The organism is Streptomyces sp. NPDC058240 (assembly GCF_042882135.1).
Classification (GTDB): domain Bacteria; phylum Actinomycetota; class Actinomycetes; order Streptomycetales; family Streptomycetaceae; genus Streptomyces.
The window spans coordinates 50921-67338 of sequence record NZ_JBHVWT010000024.1; the positions used below are offsets into that span (position 1 = coordinate 50921).

Consider the following 16418-nt stretch of genomic DNA (forward strand, 5'->3'; position numbering starts at 1 on the left):
GTTCAGGACTCCACGGCCCGCCGATCCGTGATCAGGGTCATCTCGGACTGCTTGAGGAACTGCGAGATGCCCCGCTCGTCCGCGGGGACGGCGTTGCTGCCGCCGTCGAGGAGACGTCCGAGCCTGGCCACCTTGCCGGGGCCGTCGATGCCCACCGCCTGGGCAGGCTGCGCGTCGATCGGTTCGACCGCTTCGAGGAGGCGGACGACGACGTCGTCGCGCTGGAAGATGGTGCTGCTGTCGATGATGCTCGCCGGGTCGTCGGCCGCCTCCTCGTCGTGCTCGGCAAGGAGCCGGGCGAGGGCCATGCCGCAGCCCTCCTTGGCCTCGTAGAAGAGTGCGTGCCGGCGGATGTCCTCCGCCTTGTGCCGGCCGGCGGTCACGTGGTGGACGGTCGGCAGCGCCGCCCGGGTGAAGAACATCCGGGCGGAGTCCGGGTCGCTGAGGTCCCGGTCCTGCTCCAGGTACGGGTTGATCGCCTCTTCGACGGCCCTGACCTCGGGCTGCCGGGCGACGTGGCGCAGGGCGGCGAGCAGGTCGCCCTCGACCTCGACGGCCCGCACGACGCGGTTTCCGTGCATGAAGAGCGAGGTGCGGCGCAGCCGGGTGTCGTCGTCGACCCGTGCGTTCGGGGAGTCGTAGTCGGCCAGGATCTTCGCCACGACGTCCTCGGTGCCCGGCTTGACGGTGAAGGTGAGCGCGTGGCGCACCACCCCGTCGCCCAGGCGCGGGGACGCCTGGAGGCGGCCCTTGACCGTCTCGGGCGCCATCTCGAAGGCCTTCCCGGTCTCCCGCAGGACGCTGAAGCGCAGCGACCGGGTGTCGCGCACGCAGTTGTGCAGCGGCTGGACCGTCGCGACGTGCTCCTCGCTGTTCACCCAGGCGAGGAAGGGAGGTGCGCTGTCCCATTCGCTGGTGATCAGCCACTGGGAGGGGTTCTCGATGGACTGGCACAGCTGGTCGCTGATGTGTCCGGGGACGGACGCCACCTGATTGCGCAGGTGCTCGTACGCCTCGAGGAACTCCTTCTGGGCCCCGTCGTAGAGGTCCAGCAGCAGCACGACGCGCAGCCGGGAACCGTCGAAGGCGGACTGGGAGATCCGTTCCGAGAGGGTGGTGGTCATCTTTCGATCTCCTTCGAGACTGTTTCGTGGTCGAGCCGGGTGGCATGCCGTCAACCGTCGGTTGGCGAGTGGATTCGGAGCGGGGACTCTCCCGGCGGATGTGAATGGTCCGCCCCCGAGGCCGCGGGCGTCGTCTCCGTGACCGATCGTGAAACGCTGGTCCGGGTGGCGCGAGATTTATGAACCGTTCAGGTGAGCGAGCGTCCGAACCGCTCTCACCAGGGCATTGAACAATGCAACCGAACGGCGTCCGAGCTGGAGCAACTGATGAACGAGAACGTCGACATCCGCGTGCCGGTCCTCATCGTGGGCGGCTCCCTGGTGGGCTTGTCCGCCTCACTCTTCCTCGGCCGGCTCGGGGTCGAGCACCTGCTGGTCGAGAAGCACCGGTCCACCTCGACACACCCGCGCGGCCGCGGCAACAACGTCCGCACGATGGAGGTGTTCCGCACGGCCGGTGCCGAGGCGGACATCCGGCAGGCGGCCTCCGTCCTCGCCGACAACCACGGCATCCTGCAAGCCGGTTCGCTCACCGGGGACGATCAGGAGTGGCTGTTCAAGGAGATCGACCCGGGTGGCGGGATCGCCCGTTTTAGTCCGACCGGCTGGTGCCTGTGCAGCCAGAACGACCTGGAGCCGGTACTGGTGAAGCTGGCCCGGGAACAGGGCGGTGACCTGCGGTTCTCCACCGAGATGCAGAGCTTCGACCAGGACTCGTCAGGGGTGGACGCGGCGCTGAAGAACCGGGAGACCGGCGAGCACATCACTGTGCGCGCGGACTACCTGATCGCGGCCGACGGTCCGCGCAGCCCCATCCGTGACCAGCTGCGCATCGACCGGACGGGTCCCGGCGACCTCTTCCACAACGTCAGCATCACCTTCCGCTCCCGGCAGCTCGCCGACGTGCTGGGCGACCGGCGCTTCATCGTCTGCTATCTGACCAACCCGGCTGCGGACGGTGCCCTGTTGCCGGTCGACAACAAGAAGGAGTGGGTGTTCCACGCGCCGTGGCAGCCCCAACTCGGCGAAACCCTGGAGGACTTCACCGACGAGAGGTGCGCCGAGCACATCCGTACGGCGGTCGGTGCTCCGGACATCGACATCGAGATCACCGGCAAGGCGCCGTGGCACGCCGCGGAGCGGGTCGCCGAACGGTACTCCTCCGGCCGGGTCTTCCTCGCCGGTGACTCGGCCCACGAGATGTCCCCCACCGGGGCGTTCGGGTCCAACACCGGCATCCAGGACGCGCACAACCTCGCCTGGAAGCTCGCCACCGTGCTGAAGGGCGAGGCGGGTCCGGGCCTGCTGGACACGTACGAGGCGGAGCGGCTGCCGGTGGCACGGGCGACGAGCGCACGGGCTTCGGCGCGCTCCAGCGAGCACAGCCACCCGGGATACTCCGCGGCGCCGGGCGTGGGCGGCGGAAGGCAGGGCGGCATGCTGAGTGTGGCGCTGGGCTACCGCTATGTCCGCGGCGCGGTGCTGGGCACCGACCCCGAGCAGCCGGTGGTGCCGCAGGGGATGCAATTGAACGGTGAACCAGGCAGTCGTGCACCGCATCTGTGGGTCCATCAGGACGGTGAGCGCAAGTCCACACTCGATCTGTACGAGCACACGCTCGTGCTGCTCACCGACGGTGAGAACGTGGCGTGGCGCCGGGCGGCGGCGCGGGTCGCCGACCGGCTCTCGGTCCGGCTCCAGGCGTACGGCATCGGCCCGGGTGCCGATCTGGAGCCGGAGAACGGCGTCGACTGGGCCGAGATCCACGGGACGACGTCCGAAGGCGCCGTGCTGGTGCGTCCCGACGGTTTCGTGGCCTGGCGGTCGACGGGCCCCGCGGCGGATGCCGAGAGCACCCTCCACGAGGTCCTGACCTCCCTGCTGCACCGTTCCTGATCCCTCCGTCGACGCCCGTGACGGACTCAGGAAAGGCCGAACTTCCTTAATTCCGCGAGGAATTCATCCGGCCGCTCGGTGTGGACGAGATGTCCTGCGTCGATGGTGACGAACCGGCCGTCGGGTATCCGCCCCGCCATCCAGACCAGTCTCTCCTGGGCGATCTGGCTGGTGGGGCCGCCGCCTATGACGAGCGTCGGGGCAACGATCTCGCCGAGGCGTTCCCGTCCGGCGGGATCCGGTTCGTTCAGCTGGGCATCGGTCGACGGCACCACCGGCCAGTCGAAGTCCAGTTCCCCGTCGGGCCGTTCGGCGACACCGCGCGGCGGATCGAGCGGGAACGGCGGCGGCACCTCCTCCAGGACGAGCCGGCCGATCAGCCCGGGTTCCCGCTCGGCGAGCAGATAGGCGGCAGCAGCGCCCATGGAGTGCCCGATCACGGTGGCTCCCGCCAGGTTGCGGGCCTCCAGGAAGGCGTGCAGATCGTCCCGGAACAGCTCGAGGGAGTAGCGGCCGGGCCAGTCGCTGAGTCCGTGGCCGCGGAAGTCGAAGGCGTACACCCGGTGTTCGGCCGCGAGGCGTTCGGCGATCGTGGTCCAGGTCCTGCTGTCGTCGCAGCGGCCGTGGGCGAGCACGACGGGCGGTGCCGACGGATCCCCCCGCACCCGGTGGGCGAGCCGGGTGCCACCGGCGTGCACGCTGAGCACCTCCGGGTCGAGGAAGGCCTCCACCGTGCGGACGAAGGCGCCCGGGTCGTCCAGCCAGGGGAAGTGCGCGGCGCCGCGCTGCACGACGAACTCGGCGTTCGGGAAGAGTGCGACCAGTTCGGCGGCGCGGTCCGGAGTCGGCCCCGCGTCGTACTCCCCCGCGAGGACGAGAACCGGTGCGGTGACCGCTGTCAGCGCGGCGTTCGTGGTGGCCGGGTCGAAAACGCCGTCCTGGTAATAGAAGGGCGCGGCCGAGGAGTTGGTCTGTGCCGGCGCCGCCTCGGCATGGGTCCGGGCGGCCTCGTCCCAGCGTCCGTAGGCGAACGGCGCGACAACGGCACGGACCTGGCCGGAGGCGCGGCCCGCGAGGAAGTCGTCCAGGGCGGCCCGTGCGTCCGCGTACCACGGTTCGTCGCGCCGGAGTTCGCTCGCCTCGCGCCAGTCCTGGTCGGTGACGTCGATGCCGACCGCCCGGGTGCCGGGGGTGACGAGTGTGAGCGTACGCAGCCGCTCGGGGTGCCTGGCGGCGTAGAGCGCGGCCAGGTTGGCGGAGGCGGAGTGGGCGAGCAGGTCGATGCGTTCCTCGCCGAGATGTTCGCGCAGCGCCTCGACGTCGTCGACCAGGCGGTCGCAGCGGTACGTCGACGGGTCGTCCGGCACCGCGGAGTCCCCGGTCCCGCGCGGATCCGGCACCACGAGCCGGCGGCGGGCGGAGAGTCCGCCGAGGTCCCCCAGGTACGCACCGGCCCGCATCGGCCCGCCGGGCAGGCAGATCAGCGGTGTGCCCTTCCCCAGAAGGCGGTAGGCGAGTTCGGTCCCGTCGTATGCGTGGAAGATCGGCATGCCTGCCATCCAAACAGGGCCGCACGAGCGGCGCAGCCGTGTTCGGTGTGAGCGAATCCGCGACGCGGATGAGCTGCGTCACGCCTCTTGCCATGGGGCGGAACATCCTGAATTACTACTGTCGAAAGATCGACCGAATGATCGGTCGCCTGCTCGGAAGAGGGAGATCCGGATGACGGCTCTGCTGGACGAGGCGGAACGACTGGGCCGGGACGAGCTGGAAGCACTCCAGCTGGAGCGGCTCCGGGCCACGCTGCACCATGCGTACGAGAACGTCGGCCACTACCGGGCCGCGTTCGACAAGGCCGGACTGCGCCCGGACGACTGCCGTACCCTCGCCGATCTCGCCCGTTTCCCCTTCACGACCAAGGCCGACCTGCGGGACAACTACCCCTTCGGTATGTTCGCCGTCCCCGAGGAGCGCGTACGGAGGATCCATGCGTCCAGCGGGACGACGGGCCGCCCGACCGTCGTCGGCTACACCCAACGGGACCTGGACACCTGGGCCGACGTGGTCGCCCGCTCCATCCGGGCCGCCGGTGGACGTCCCGGGCAGAAGGTCCATGTCGCTTACGGATACGGGCTGTTCACCGGTGGACTCGGCGCGCACTACGGGGCGGAGCGGCTCGGCTGCACGGTCGTCCCCGCCTCCGGGGGCATGACGGCCCGGCAGGTCCAGCTGATCCAGGACTTCCGCCCCGAGATCATCATGGTGACGCCGTCGTACATGCTGACGCTCCTCGACGAGTTCGAACGGCAGGGCGTCGATCCGCGTTCGACCTCCCTGAAGGTCGGGATCTTCGGTGCGGAGCCGTGGACTGAGGAGATGCGGCGCGAGATCGAGGAGCGGTTCGCGATCGACGCGGTGGACATCTACGGCCTTTCGGAGGTGATGGGCCCCGGGGTGGCGCAGGAGTGCGTCGAGACGAAGGACGGGCTGCACATCTGGGAGGACCACTTCTATCCCGAGGTCGTCGATCCGTTCACCGGCGAGGTGCTGCCGGAGGGGGCGGAGGGCGAGCTGGTCTTCACCTCGCTCACCAAGGAGGCCATGCCGGTGATCCGCTACCGGACACGGGACCTCACCCGGCTGCTGCCGGGTACGGCCAGGGTGTTCCGGCGGATGGAGAAGGTGACCGGGCGCAGCGACGATCTGGTGATCCTGCGCGGCGTGAATCTCTTCCCGACCCAGATCGAGGAGATCGTGCTGCGCACACCGGGGGTGGCTCCGCACTTCCAGTTGCGGCTGACCCGCGAGGGCCGTCTCGACGCGCTGACCGTGAGGGCGGAGGCGCGGGCGGGGGCCGCCCCGGAGCAGCGGGCGGCGGCCGCGGCGTCGATCACGGCGGCCGTCAAGGACGGGATCGGGGTGTCGGTCGGGGTCGAGATCGTCGATCCCGAGACCCTGGAGAGGTCGGTCGGCAAGTTCAGGCGGATCGTGGACGAGCGCGGCGGGTGCTGAAGGTCCTCGGGCCGCCCTCGGCCTACTGGATCACGCCCGTGGGGATGTTCTTCACCGCGGCCTACTGCGCGGCCAGGACCGGCGGGTACCCGGTCCTGGCCGTACGCCATGCGCTACGCGAACCGGTCGCGCAGCTCCCGCTTGAGAATCTTCCCGCTGGCGCTGCGCGGCAGTTCGTCCACGAAGAGGACCTTCTTCGGGGCCTTGAAGTGGGCGAGCCGCTCGCGGGCGTGGTCGATGAGTTCGGCCGCCGTCGCGTCGCCGCGCAGCACGACGACCGCGGTGACGGCCTCGATCCAGCGCTGGTCGGGCAGTCCGACGACGGCGGCCTCGGCGACGGCGGGGTGGGTGTAGAGGGCGTCCTCGACCTGCCGGGAGGCGACGAGGACACCGCCGGAGTTGATGACGTCCTTCACCCGGTCGACGACGGTGAGGAACCCCTCGGCATCGCGCACCGCGAGGTCGCCGGAGTGGAACCAGCCGTCGCGGAAGGCCTCCGCGGTCTCCTCGGGTTGGTCCCAGTAGCCCTCGCACAACTGGGGTGAGCGGTAGACCACTTCGCCGGCCGTGCCGTCGGGGACCTCCTTTCCGTCCTCGTCGACGACCCGGGCCTCGACGAAGAGGACGGGCCTGCCGCAGGAGTCCATCCGGCCCTCGTGCTCGTCCGGTCCGAGGACGGTGGCGAGCGGGCCGATCTCGCTCTGCCCGAAGCAGTTGTAGAAGGCGAGCGCGGGCAGCCGTTCGCGGAGCCGTTCCAGTACGGGCACGGGCATGATCGACGCGCCGTAGTACGCCTTGCGCAGGCCGCCGAGTTCGCGGGTGGTGAAGCCGGGGTGCTGGGAGATGCCGATCCAGACGGTCGGCGGCGCGAAGACGCTGTCCGCCTGTCCCGTCTCGACGAGGTCGAAGATCCGGTTCGCGTCGGGCGCGTCGAGGATCGTGTTCTGTGCCCCGACCGCGAGGTAGGGCAGCAGGAAGACATGCATCTGGGCGGAGTGGTAGAGCGGCAGCGAGTGGACGGGCCGGTCGGTGGCCCGCAGATCGAGCGCCGTGATCGCGCTGACGTACTCGTGCACGAGTGCGCCGTGGGTCATCATCGCGCCCTTGGGCAGCGCGGTGGTGCCCGAGGTGTAGAGCAGCTGGACGAGGTCTCCGGCGGCCGGTTCGCGTTCCGGGGCGAAGGGGCGCGGGGTGGCGGTGGCCGCCAGGAGGGAGTCCGGTGCGTCGCGCAGCGGGCGTACGGGGAACGCGGCCGGAATCCGGTCGGCGAGGGCCGGGTCGGTGAGGACGAGGGCGCTGCCGGACTGTTCGAGGATGTACATGAGGTCGTCGCCGGTGAGGTTCTGGTTGACCGGCACATGGACCAGGCCCGCGCGGGCGCAGCCGAGGTAACCGATCAGATACGCGTCGGAGTTGTGCGCGTAGCAGGCGACCCGGTCGCCGGGGCGCAGTTCGTGCTCGCCGGCGAGCACGGCGGCGGCGGTGCTGACGGCCGCGTCGAGCTCCGCGTAGGTCCATGACCTGTCCGCGTACCGCAGGGCGGTGCGCTCCGGGGTGCGCCGGGCGCTGCGTGCCAGGACTCCGTCGACTGTGCTGCTCCGTACACCTGTCATGGCGTGATCGTGTGCGGCCGGAACCCGGGGGTCAAGGGTCCGGATACGGAGGTGATGTTGACAGGGGTGCGCAGGTGCTGGCTGAGTTGCGCGTGGCGACTCGAACCCTCGGGCAACCGCCTTTCGCACCCGCACAGTTGGGAGGACCGTTGCCTCTCCGCAACCGTCTGAGACTTCTTGCGATATCCGGCCTCGCGCTGTTCACCGTTTCGGCGACGTTGCCGCCCGCCGCGACCGACGCCTCGCGCTCCCACCGCCCATCGGGCGGCGGGCTGTCCGCCACGATCCGGTACACCGAATACGGCATCCCGCACATCGTGGCGAAGGACTACGCGAACCTGGGCTTCGGCAACGGCTGGGCCCAGGCCGCCGACCAGGTGTGCACCCTCGCCGACGGCTTCGTGACGCTGCGCGGCGAGCGGTCCCGGTACTTCGGTCCGGACGCGGCTCCGGACGGCTCGCTGTCCGCCGCGACGAAGAACCTCTCCAGCGACCTCTACTTCCGCGGGGTCCGCCAGAGCCGCACGGTGGAGAAGCTGCTGAAGGCTCCCGCACCGGCGGGTCAGAGCCGTGACGTCAGGGAGCTGGAGCGCGGCTGGGCGGCCGGATACAACGCGTGGCTGGCGCAGAACCGGATCGACGACCCGGCCTGCCGGGGCGCCGCCTGGGTACGGCCGGTGACCACGCTGGATGTGGTGGTGCGCGGCTACGCGCTCTCGGTGCTCGCCGGTCAGGGACGCGGCATCGACGGCATCACGGACGCTCGGCCGCCCACGGATGGCTCGCAGCCGCCCACGGCTCCGACGCCGGACGAGGCGGCGGACGCGGCCCGGAGGCTGCTGTCGACGCAGAACGCCGACATGGGTTCCAACGCGGTCGCGTTCCGCGGGGACACGACGGCGAACGGGCGGGGCCTGCTGCTCGGCAATCCGCACTACCCGTGGCAGGGCGGACGGCGGTTCTGGCAGTCGCAGCAGACCATTCCCGGTGAGCTGAACGTGGCGGGCGGTTCACTGCTCGGCGCGCCCATCGTGTCCATCGGGCACAACACAAACATCGCGTGGAGCCACACCGTGGCCACCGGTGTCCCGCTCAACCTGCATCAGCTCACCCTCGATCCGGCCGATCCGACCGCGTATCTGGTGGACGGCAGACCCGAGCGGATGACGAAGCGCACGGTCTCGGTCGCGGTGAAGGGCGGCGGTGCCGTGACCCGCACGCAGTGGTGGACCCGGTACGGGCCGGTCGTCACCTCGCTCGGTGCCGGGCTGCCGTTGCCCTGGACGACGACGACCGCGTACGCGCTCAATGACCCGAACGCCGTGAATCTGCGATTCTCGGACGCCGGTCTCGGCTTCAGCCGGGCCCGCAGCACCGCCGACATCCGGGCCGCGCTGCACCGTACCCAGGGGCTGCCGTGGGTGAACACCATCGCCGCCGACTCGTCCGGGCATTCGTTCTTCTCGCAGTCGCAGGTGCTGCCCAGGATCACGGACGAGCTCGCGGCGCGGTGCTCCACCCCGCTGGGCAGGGCGACGTATCCGTCGTCCGGGCTCGCGGTGCTGGACGGTTCGAGGAGCGACTGCGCACTTGGTTCGGACCCGGACGCCGTGCAGCCGGGCATCTTCGGGCCGAACCGGATGCCCACCGTGAAGGACGCCCCGTACGTGGAGAACTCCAACGACAGCGCCTGGCTGACGAACGCCTCCGCGCCGCTGACCGGCTTCGAGAGGATCTTCGGCACGCTCGGCACGCCCCGCTCGATGCGGACCCGGGGCGCGATCGAGGATGTGTCCGCGATGGCGGCGAAGGGCCGGCTGACCGTGGCCGATCTGCAGGGCCAGCAGTTCGCGAACCGTGCGCCGGCCGGTGATCTGACCGCCGCGGATATGGCAGCGGCCTGCGCGGCGCTGCCCGGCGGCAGTGCGGTCGGCAGGGCGGTCGATGTGTCGGCGGCGTGCGAGGTGCTGCGGCGTTGGGACCGGAAGGTCGACACCGGCAGCCGGGGCGCGCTGCTCTTCGACCGGTTCTGGCGCAGGGCAACGGCCGCGGTCCCACAGGCCGAGCTGTGGAAGGTGCCGTTCTCCCCCGCCGATCCGGTCGGTACGCCGAACACGCTGAACGTCTCCGCGCCCGGCGTCGCCAGGGCTCTCGCCGACGCGGTGGCCGAACTGCGGGCGGCCGGGATCGCGCTGGACGCCCCGCTGGGCCGGCACCAGTCGGTGGAACGGAACGGGAAGCGCATCCCGATCGGCGGCGGTACGGAATCGCTCGGCATCTGGAACAAGACGGAGCCGGTGTGGGACACGGCGGCCGGCGGTTACCGGGAGGTGTCGGCGGGCTCCAGCTACATCCAGGCGGTCGGCTGGGACGGCAGCGCATGCCCGGTGGCGCGCACCCTGCTCACGTACTCCCAGTCCTCCAACCCGCACTCGCCGCATTACGGCGACCAGACCGAGCTGTACTCGGGTGAGCGGTGGGTGACGTCCCGGTTCTGCGAGAAGGACATCCTGCGCTCGCCCGCGCTGCGGGTCGTGCGGGTCCACGAACGCCGGTAGGTCCTCACAGTGCGATCGGTCGGTCCCTGCCCGCCCGGCGGGTGGACAGGGACCGACCGCGCGGAATCCGGGATCGGCCGCGCGGAATCAAGGGCTGATCGCGCGGAATCAGGGGCTGATCGCGAGGAAGACGAACGCGGCGAAGATCGACAGATGGACGCCGCCCTGGAGCAGGGTGGCCCGTCCCGGTACGACGGTCAGCGCGCCGACCACCACAGTGAGTGCGAGCAGCACCATATGGGTGGCGCCGAGGCCGAGATGGAGCGGTCCGTCGAGCCAGACCGAGGCGAGGGCGATGGCCGGAATGGTCAGGCCGATGCTCGCCATCGCCGAGCCGAGGGCGAGATTGAGACTGGTCTGGACGCGCTCGCGACGGGCGGCCCGCACCGCCGCCAGGGTCTCCGGCAGCAGTACCAGCAGCGCGATGACGACACCGACCACCGCCTGGGGCATCCCGGCCGCCTCCACCCCGGACTCGATGGTCGGCGAGACGGACTTGGCGTCGCCGACGACCGCGACCAGCGCGACCAGCAGCATCACCAGGCTCAGGGCGGTGGCGCCCCGGCCGGGCAGCGGCGCGTGGTGCTCGTCCGGCTTGAGCGCGCCCTCGGGTGTGAGGGGCAGGAAGTACTCGCGGTGCCGCACCGTCTGCACGGCGACGAACAGCCCGTACAGGAAGAGTGAGGCGACGGCGGCGAACGCCAGTTGGGCGGTGGAGAACTCGGGACCGGGTTTGCCGACGGTGAAGGTCGGCAGGACCAGGCTGAGGGTGGCGAGCGTGGCGACGGTCGCGAGGGCGGCCCCGGAGCCTTCGGCGTTGAAGACGACGACGCGGGAACGGACGGCGCCCACGAGCAGGGACAGCCCGACGATTCCGTTGCAGGTGATCATCACGGCGGCGAAGACGGTGTCGCGCGCGAGCGCGGACGTCTTGGGGCCGCCGTCCACCATCAGGGTGACGATGAGGGCCACTTCGATCACGGTGACGGCGACGGCCAGGACGAGCGAGCCGAACGGTTCCCCGACCCGGTGGGCGATGACCTCGGCGTGGTGCACGGCGGCCAGGACGGCGCCGGCGAGACAGAGCCCGACCACGGCGACGGCGAGCGCCGGCAGTTCCCGTCCCCAGCTGAAGACCAGCGCGAGGGCGGCGACGATCGGCACGACCACCGTCCACCGGGTCGCCAGTGACCGGACCGTCGCGCTCGCTTTCATGGGCCACACCCTGCCAGAGCCGGTACGAAGGCGCTCGTCGGGCGGCGGACGGCCGGCGGTTCACGGACTGGCGGCGGTTCACGGACTGGCGGCGGTTCACGGACTGGCGGTGGTTCACGGACTGGCGGTGGTTCACAGGGCCCGCTGATGTCCTTCCCAGTACGGGTCGCGCAGCCGCCGTTTGTAGAGCTTGCCGTTGGGGTCGCGGGGCATCGCGTCGATGAAGTCGATGGTTCTGGGGCGCTTGTACCCGGCGAGACGCTGTTCGCAGTGGCTCAGGATCCCGGCGGCGAGCTCCTGGCCCGCCTCGTGTCCCGGGGCCGGTTCGACGACCGCCTTGACCTCCTCCCCCCAGTCGGGGTGCGGAATGCCGAAGACCGCGACGTCGGCGACCGCGGGGTGGCCGAGGAGGGTGCCCTCGATCTCGGCGGGGTAGATGTTGACGCCACCGGAGATGATCATGTCGATCTTGCGGTCGCGGAGGAAGAGGTAGCCGTCCTCGTCGAGGATGCCGAGGTCGCCGACGGTGAAGAAGTCGCCGATGCGGTTCTTCCGCGTCTTGGTCTCGTCCTTGTGGTAGCTGAAGCCGCCGGTGTTCATCTTCATGTAGACGGTGCCGAGCTCGCCGGGCGGCAGCCGGTTGCCGTCGTCGTCGAAGACGGCGAGTTCGCTGATCGGCCAGGCCCGGCCTACCGTGCCCGGTTTCTTCAGCCAGTCCTCGGCGGTGGCGAAGGCGCCGCCGCCCTCGCTGGCCGCGTAGTACTCCTCGACGCACCTCCCCCACCAGTCGATCATGGCGCGTTTGACGTGGTCGGGGCAGGGCGCCGCACCGTGGATGGCGTGCCGCATGGCCGTGACGTCGTAGCGCCGTCTCACTTCGTCGGGGAGGGCGAGGAGGCGGTGGAACTGGGTCGGGACCATGTGCGTGTGGGTGCAGCGGTGGGTGTCGATGAGCCGCAGCATCTCCTCGGGCGTCCATCGGTCCATCAGCACCAGCGGGTGTCCGATGTGCAAAGACGCGCCCGCGAACTGCAGAACGGCGGTGTGGTAGAGCGGCGAGCAGACCAGGTGGACGTTGCCGTCGAACGGTTTGATGCCGAAGATGCCGAGGAATCCGCCGAGGTGGCTCTCCTCGGGGAGCCGGCCGGAGAGCGGTCGGCGGATGCCGCGCGGGCGGCCCGTGGTGCCCGAGGTGTAGTTCATGACCCAGCCCAGGGTGCGGTCGTCCGGGGCTCGTCCGGGCTGTCCTTCGAGCAGTTCGGCGTACGGGCGGAAACCGTCGACGGTGCCCACGGCGAAGCGCTGGGCCGCCGGCAGCTTCGCCTCGTCGGCGGCCTCGGTCACGGCCTGCGCGAACCGCTCGTGGGCGATGAGCACCTTGGCGCCGGAGTCGGAGACGATCCAGGCGATCTCGGGGCCGACGAAGTGGTGGTTGACGGGTACGAGGTAGAGACCGGCCTGGGCGGCGGCGAGATAGGCAGTGAAGAACTCGACGCCGTTGGGCAGCACGACCGCGAACGCGTCGCCCCGCCGCAGCCCGGCCGCGCGCAGTCCGTGGACGAGGCGGTTGGCGGCGGTGTGCAGCCGGCCCGCCGTCCAGCTCTCGCCGTCGGGTGCGATCAGGACCGTGCGGTCGGGGTCGGCGGTGGCCTGGGCCCAGAAGCCGTTGGGGGTTCGAGTCATGAGGCGCTCCGTCCGGCGATGCGGTTGATCCGGTCCACGGCACGCTCGAAACCGCGGGTCAGATCGTCGAAGACGGCCTGCACGCCGCGTTCGCTGTTCATCCGGCCGACGATCTGGCCGACGGGGGTACCGAGCAGCGCGCCGGTCTCGTACTTCTGGATACGCGATACGGCCTCGGCCACCAGCAGCCCCTGGAGCGGCATCGGGAGAGTGCCGGGTCCCGCCGGGTCGTCCCAGGCGTCGGTCCACTCGGTACGGAGCTGGCGCGCGGGTTTACCGGTGAGCGCGCGGGAGCGGACGGTGTCGCCGGAGCCGGCGGCGAGGAGTTTGCGGGTCAGCGCGCGGGAGTGGAGGTCGGCCTCCTCGGTGGTCAGCCAGAGGGAGCCGAGCCAGACGCCCTGGGCGCCGAGGGCGAGTCCGGCGGCGATCTGCTCGCCGCTGCCGATCCCGCCGGCGGCGAGGACGGGCAGCGGTCCGACGGCGTCGACGACGTCCGGGACCAGGACCATGGAGGCGATCTCGCCGGTGTGGCCGCCCGCCTCGTACCCCTGGGCGACGACGATGTCGATGCCCGCGTCGGCGTGGTGGCGGGCGTGCTTGGCGCTCCCGGCGAGGGCGGCGACGAGCACGCCCCGGTCGTGGGCGCGCCGGACGATGTCGGCGGGCGGTGACCCGAGGGCGTTGGCGAGGAGCCGGATGGGGTAGTCGAAGGCGACGTCGAGCTGGTTGCGGGCGACTTCCTCCATCCAGCCGGTGATGCGCCAGCCGGACACCTCGCCCTCGGGGAGTTCCGGTACGCCGTGCTTGGCGAGGGTGTCCTGGACGAACTGTCGGTGTCCGGCCGGGATCATCGCCTCGACATCGGCCTCGGTCACCCCCTCCACCTTTTTCGCGGGCATGACGACATCGAGGCCGTACGGCTTGCCGTCGGTGTGTTCCTGCATCCAGTCGAGGTCGCGCGCGAGGTCTTCGGGGGCGGTGTAGCGGACCGCGCCGAGTACGCCGAATCCGCCGGCCCGGGTGATGGCCGCGGCCACCGCGGGGAACGGCGTGAAGCCGAAGATGGCGTGCTCGACTCCCAGTTTCTTGCTCAGCTCCGTCTCCATGGGCCGCAGGATGCCGCAGCAGGACAGCCGAGGGAAGAGATTTCCTGATGCTGTGTCAGATTCTTTGTGACGCAGGGGGCCTCCGTGACGGCGGGGGTGACAGTAATCTCTGCGGCGGCAGGAAGTTTCATTGTCGGACGAAATTTCGAAAGTTACTTTCGCGCAGCAGGAAGGGGTTCCGGATGACCGAGGACGCGGCGGGCAGAGGGATCAGCCGACGGAGGCTCGGGGGTGGGATGCTGGCCCTGGGCGGGGCACTCGCCCTGGCGCCGATTCCGTTCGCGGAGCGGGCGTCGGCCATGGAGTCGGGGGCGGGGTCGTCGGATATGCGCGCAGGAGCCCTCGGGAGCGCCGCGTCGGGGCAGGGCCGGCCGACACTGCGGCGCGGACCGGCTGCCCGCGCCGGGCTGCTTCAGGAGCCCCTGGACCAATTGGTCGCCGACGCGGAGAAGTTCCTCTCCGACTCCCCCAAGCACCCCTGGTACGCGGGTGCGGTGCTGCTCGCCGGGCGGGGCGGCACGGTGGCCCTGCACCAGCCGATCGGCAAGGCCGTGCGCTACGCGGCGTACGACGAGAAGACCGACACCGGAGTGGAGTTCCCGCCCGACCGGCAGATCCCCATGGCCGAGGACACCGTCTTCGACCTGGCTTCGGTCTCGAAGCTGTTCACCTCGATCCTGGCCGTGCAGCAGATCGAACGCGGGACGCTGGAACTGGAGGCGAAGGTCGCCTCGTACCTCCCCGATTTCGCCGGCGGCGGCAAGCAGGACATCACGATCCGTCAGCTGCTCACGCACACCTCGGGATTCCGTGCCTGGATTCCGCTGTACAAAGCGCCGACGCGGGAGGGGAAGCTGCAACTGCTGTGGAACGAGGTGCCCGCCAGCCCGCCCGGCACGGTGTACCTCTACTCCGACCTCAACTTGATCTCGCTCCAGCTGGTCCTGGAGAAGATCACCGGCCGAACGCAGGATGTCCTGCTCCGTGAGCAGATCACCGCTCCGCTCGGGATGCACCGCACCCGGTACAACCCACCGGCCTCCTGGAAGCCGAAGATCGCCGCGACCGAGGACGCCCGGCTGCCCTGGTCCGGACTGGACCGCGGACTGGTCTGGGGCGAGGTCCACGACGAGAACGCGTACAGCCTGGACGGGGTGGCGGGCCATGCCGGAGTCTTCTCCTGCGCCTGGGACCTGGCGGTCCTCGCCCGTACGCTGCTCAACGGCGGGGTGTACGGGCGTGCGCGGATCCTCTCCGCCGAATCGGTCGACCTGCTGTTCACCGACTTCAACACCGCGTTCCCGGGCGATGCGCACGGCCTCGGATTCGAGCTCTACCAGCACTGGTACATGGGGGCGATGGCCACGCCGCGCACCGCGGGCCACACCGGCTTCACCGGCACCAGTCTCGTACTGGACCCGACGACCGACTCGTTCCTGATCGTGCTCGGCAACTCGGTCCACCCGGTGCGCAGTTGGCGTTCCGGCAGCGCGCCGCGCGTCGCCACGGCCAACCGGATGGCGCGCGCCGTCGCGGTCCGTCCCGCGCGTGGCCGTACGGCGTGGTTCTCGGGGATGGCGAGCGCCGCCTCCGCCACGCTCACCCTGCCGGCACTGCGCCTCGGCTCCTCGCACGCCCGGCTGAGCTCGGCCCTGTGGTGGGACACCGAGCCCGGCTCCGACTTCCTCTTCCTGGAGGCGTCGGCGGACGCCGGGGCGACCTGGCAGCCCGTACCGTTCACCACCGTACCGACGGCGGAGAAACCCCATCCCGGGCCCGAGCCGCATCCCACCGGCGCGGTCTCCGGCTGGTCCGGCCGGGTGTGGCACCGCCTCGACGCGGACCTCGCCGCCTGGCACGGCAAGGAGGTCCGGCTGAGGTGGCGGTACACGACGGATCAGCTGTACGTAGGGCGCGGGGTCTACGTGGACGCCGTCCGGGTCGAGGACGGCAACCGGACGGTCTTCGACGAGAGCCGGTCCGGCGACGCCGCGCGCATCGAGGCGCTGGGCTGGACGGCGTCGGCGGACTGAGAGCCTGTCGGACCGGACCGATGGGACGCCGTGGCGGGGGAGGGGCGTCCCCCCTCCCCCGCACAGGAACAACACAAAGAAAACCAAAACCAGGGGCACCCCGCCAACCGGCGTTGCTCCTCCCCCCCCCCCCCCCACCCCCTCCTTCCCCCCCCGCCGCCCCCTCGCCGTGCCCAGG

General features: G+C 70.7%; 10 protein-coding genes. 4 read left to right on the forward strand and 6 right to left on the reverse strand.

Annotated features, from left to right (window positions below):
- Positions 1-2: 2 nt before the first annotated feature.
- Positions 3-1124 carry a SchA/CurD-like domain-containing protein gene (locus ACFVX4_RS28735; RefSeq protein WP_389982372.1) on the reverse strand — a complete coding sequence of 374 codons (1122 nt, stop codon included), beginning with the start codon at positions 1122-1124 and terminating at the stop codon, positions 3-5.
- A gap of 267 nt (positions 1125-1391) precedes the next feature.
- Here ACFVX4_RS28735 and ACFVX4_RS28740 point away from each other — a divergent pair, with 267 nt between their 5' ends.
- Complete coding sequence (locus ACFVX4_RS28740; RefSeq protein WP_389982375.1) at positions 1392-3020, forward strand: FAD-dependent oxidoreductase; 1629 nt, start codon at positions 1392-1394, stop codon at positions 3018-3020.
- A 26-nt stretch (positions 3021-3046) separates the two neighbouring features.
- Here the strand turns inward: ACFVX4_RS28740 and ACFVX4_RS28745 are convergent, their stop codons facing one another.
- A complete protein-coding gene (locus ACFVX4_RS28745) occupies positions 3047-4570 on the reverse strand; it encodes an alpha/beta fold hydrolase (protein ID WP_389982378.1) in 1524 nt (507 codons plus the stop codon).
- A 172-nt stretch (positions 4571-4742) separates the two neighbouring features.
- Between ACFVX4_RS28745 and paaK the strand changes: the two genes are divergently transcribed.
- On the forward strand, positions 4743-6032 hold the full coding sequence (gene paaK / locus ACFVX4_RS28750; protein WP_389982381.1) for a phenylacetate--CoA ligase PaaK: 1290 nt from the start codon (positions 4743-4745) through the stop codon (positions 6030-6032).
- A 113-nt stretch (positions 6033-6145) separates the two neighbouring features.
- Here the strand turns inward: paaK and ACFVX4_RS28755 are convergent, their stop codons facing one another.
- Entirely contained in the window at positions 6146-7645 is a 1500-nt protein-coding gene (locus ACFVX4_RS28755) for an acyl-CoA synthetase (RefSeq protein WP_389982384.1), read from the reverse strand.
- A 149-nt stretch (positions 7646-7794) separates the two neighbouring features.
- Here ACFVX4_RS28755 and ACFVX4_RS28760 point away from each other — a divergent pair, with 149 nt between their 5' ends.
- Positions 7795-10203, forward strand: coding sequence for a penicillin acylase family protein (locus ACFVX4_RS28760; protein WP_389982387.1), 2409 nt, complete (start codon positions 7795-7797; stop codon positions 10201-10203).
- Between the two features lie 108 nt (positions 10204-10311).
- Here ACFVX4_RS28760 and ACFVX4_RS28765 read toward each other — a convergent pair whose 3' ends face one another.
- The 3 genes from ACFVX4_RS28765 to ACFVX4_RS28775 form a co-directional block, all read right to left on the reverse strand.
- Complete coding sequence (locus tag ACFVX4_RS28765) at positions 10312-11418, reverse strand: calcium:proton antiporter (protein WP_389982390.1); 1107 nt, start codon at positions 11416-11418, stop codon at positions 10312-10314.
- A 132-nt stretch (positions 11419-11550) separates the two neighbouring features.
- Positions 11551-13101, reverse strand: coding sequence for an acyl-CoA synthetase (locus tag ACFVX4_RS28770; protein WP_389982392.1), 1551 nt, complete (start codon positions 13099-13101; stop codon positions 11551-11553).
- On the reverse strand, positions 13098-14207 hold the full coding sequence (locus ACFVX4_RS28775) for a nitronate monooxygenase (protein WP_389982395.1): 1110 nt from the start codon (positions 14205-14207) through the stop codon (positions 13098-13100). The genes ACFVX4_RS28770 and ACFVX4_RS28775 overlap by 4 nt, the downstream gene beginning before the upstream one ends.
- A gap of 182 nt (positions 14208-14389) precedes the next feature.
- Here ACFVX4_RS28775 and ACFVX4_RS28780 point away from each other — a divergent pair, with 182 nt between their 5' ends.
- Entirely contained in the window at positions 14390-16240 is a 1851-nt protein-coding gene (locus tag ACFVX4_RS28780) for a serine hydrolase (RefSeq protein ID WP_389982398.1), read from the forward strand.
- Positions 16241-16418 lie beyond the last annotated feature (178 nt).

Bases quoted from the DNA above. Each gene is read 5' to 3' on its own strand.
- ACFVX4_RS28735 (WP_389982372.1), bottom strand. From the start codon at position 1,124: ATGACCACCACCCTCTCGGAACGGATCTCCCAGTCCGCCTTCGACGGT.
- ACFVX4_RS28740 (WP_389982375.1), top strand. From the start codon at position 1,392: ATGAACGAGAACGTCGACATCCGCGTGCCGGTCCTCATCGTGGGCGGC.
- ACFVX4_RS28745 (WP_389982378.1), bottom strand. From the start codon at position 4,570: ATGCCGATCTTCCACGCATACGACGGGACCGAACTCGCCTACCGCCTT.
- paaK (WP_389982381.1), top strand. From the start codon at position 4,743: ATGACGGCTCTGCTGGACGAGGCGGAACGACTGGGCCGGGACGAGCTG.
- ACFVX4_RS28755 (WP_389982384.1), bottom strand. From the start codon at position 7,645: ATGACAGGTGTACGGAGCAGCACAGTCGACGGAGTCCTGGCACGCAGC.
- ACFVX4_RS28765 (WP_389982390.1), bottom strand. From the start codon at position 11,418: ATGAAAGCGAGCGCGACGGTCCGGTCACTGGCGACCCGGTGGACGGTG.
- ACFVX4_RS28770 (WP_389982392.1), bottom strand. From the start codon at position 13,101: ATGACTCGAACCCCCAACGGCTTCTGGGCCCAGGCCACCGCCGACCCC.
- ACFVX4_RS28775 (WP_389982395.1), bottom strand. From the start codon at position 14,207: ATGGAGACGGAGCTGAGCAAGAAACTGGGAGTCGAGCACGCCATCTTC.
- ACFVX4_RS28780 (WP_389982398.1), top strand. From the start codon at position 14,390: ATGACCGAGGACGCGGCGGGCAGAGGGATCAGCCGACGGAGGCTCGGG.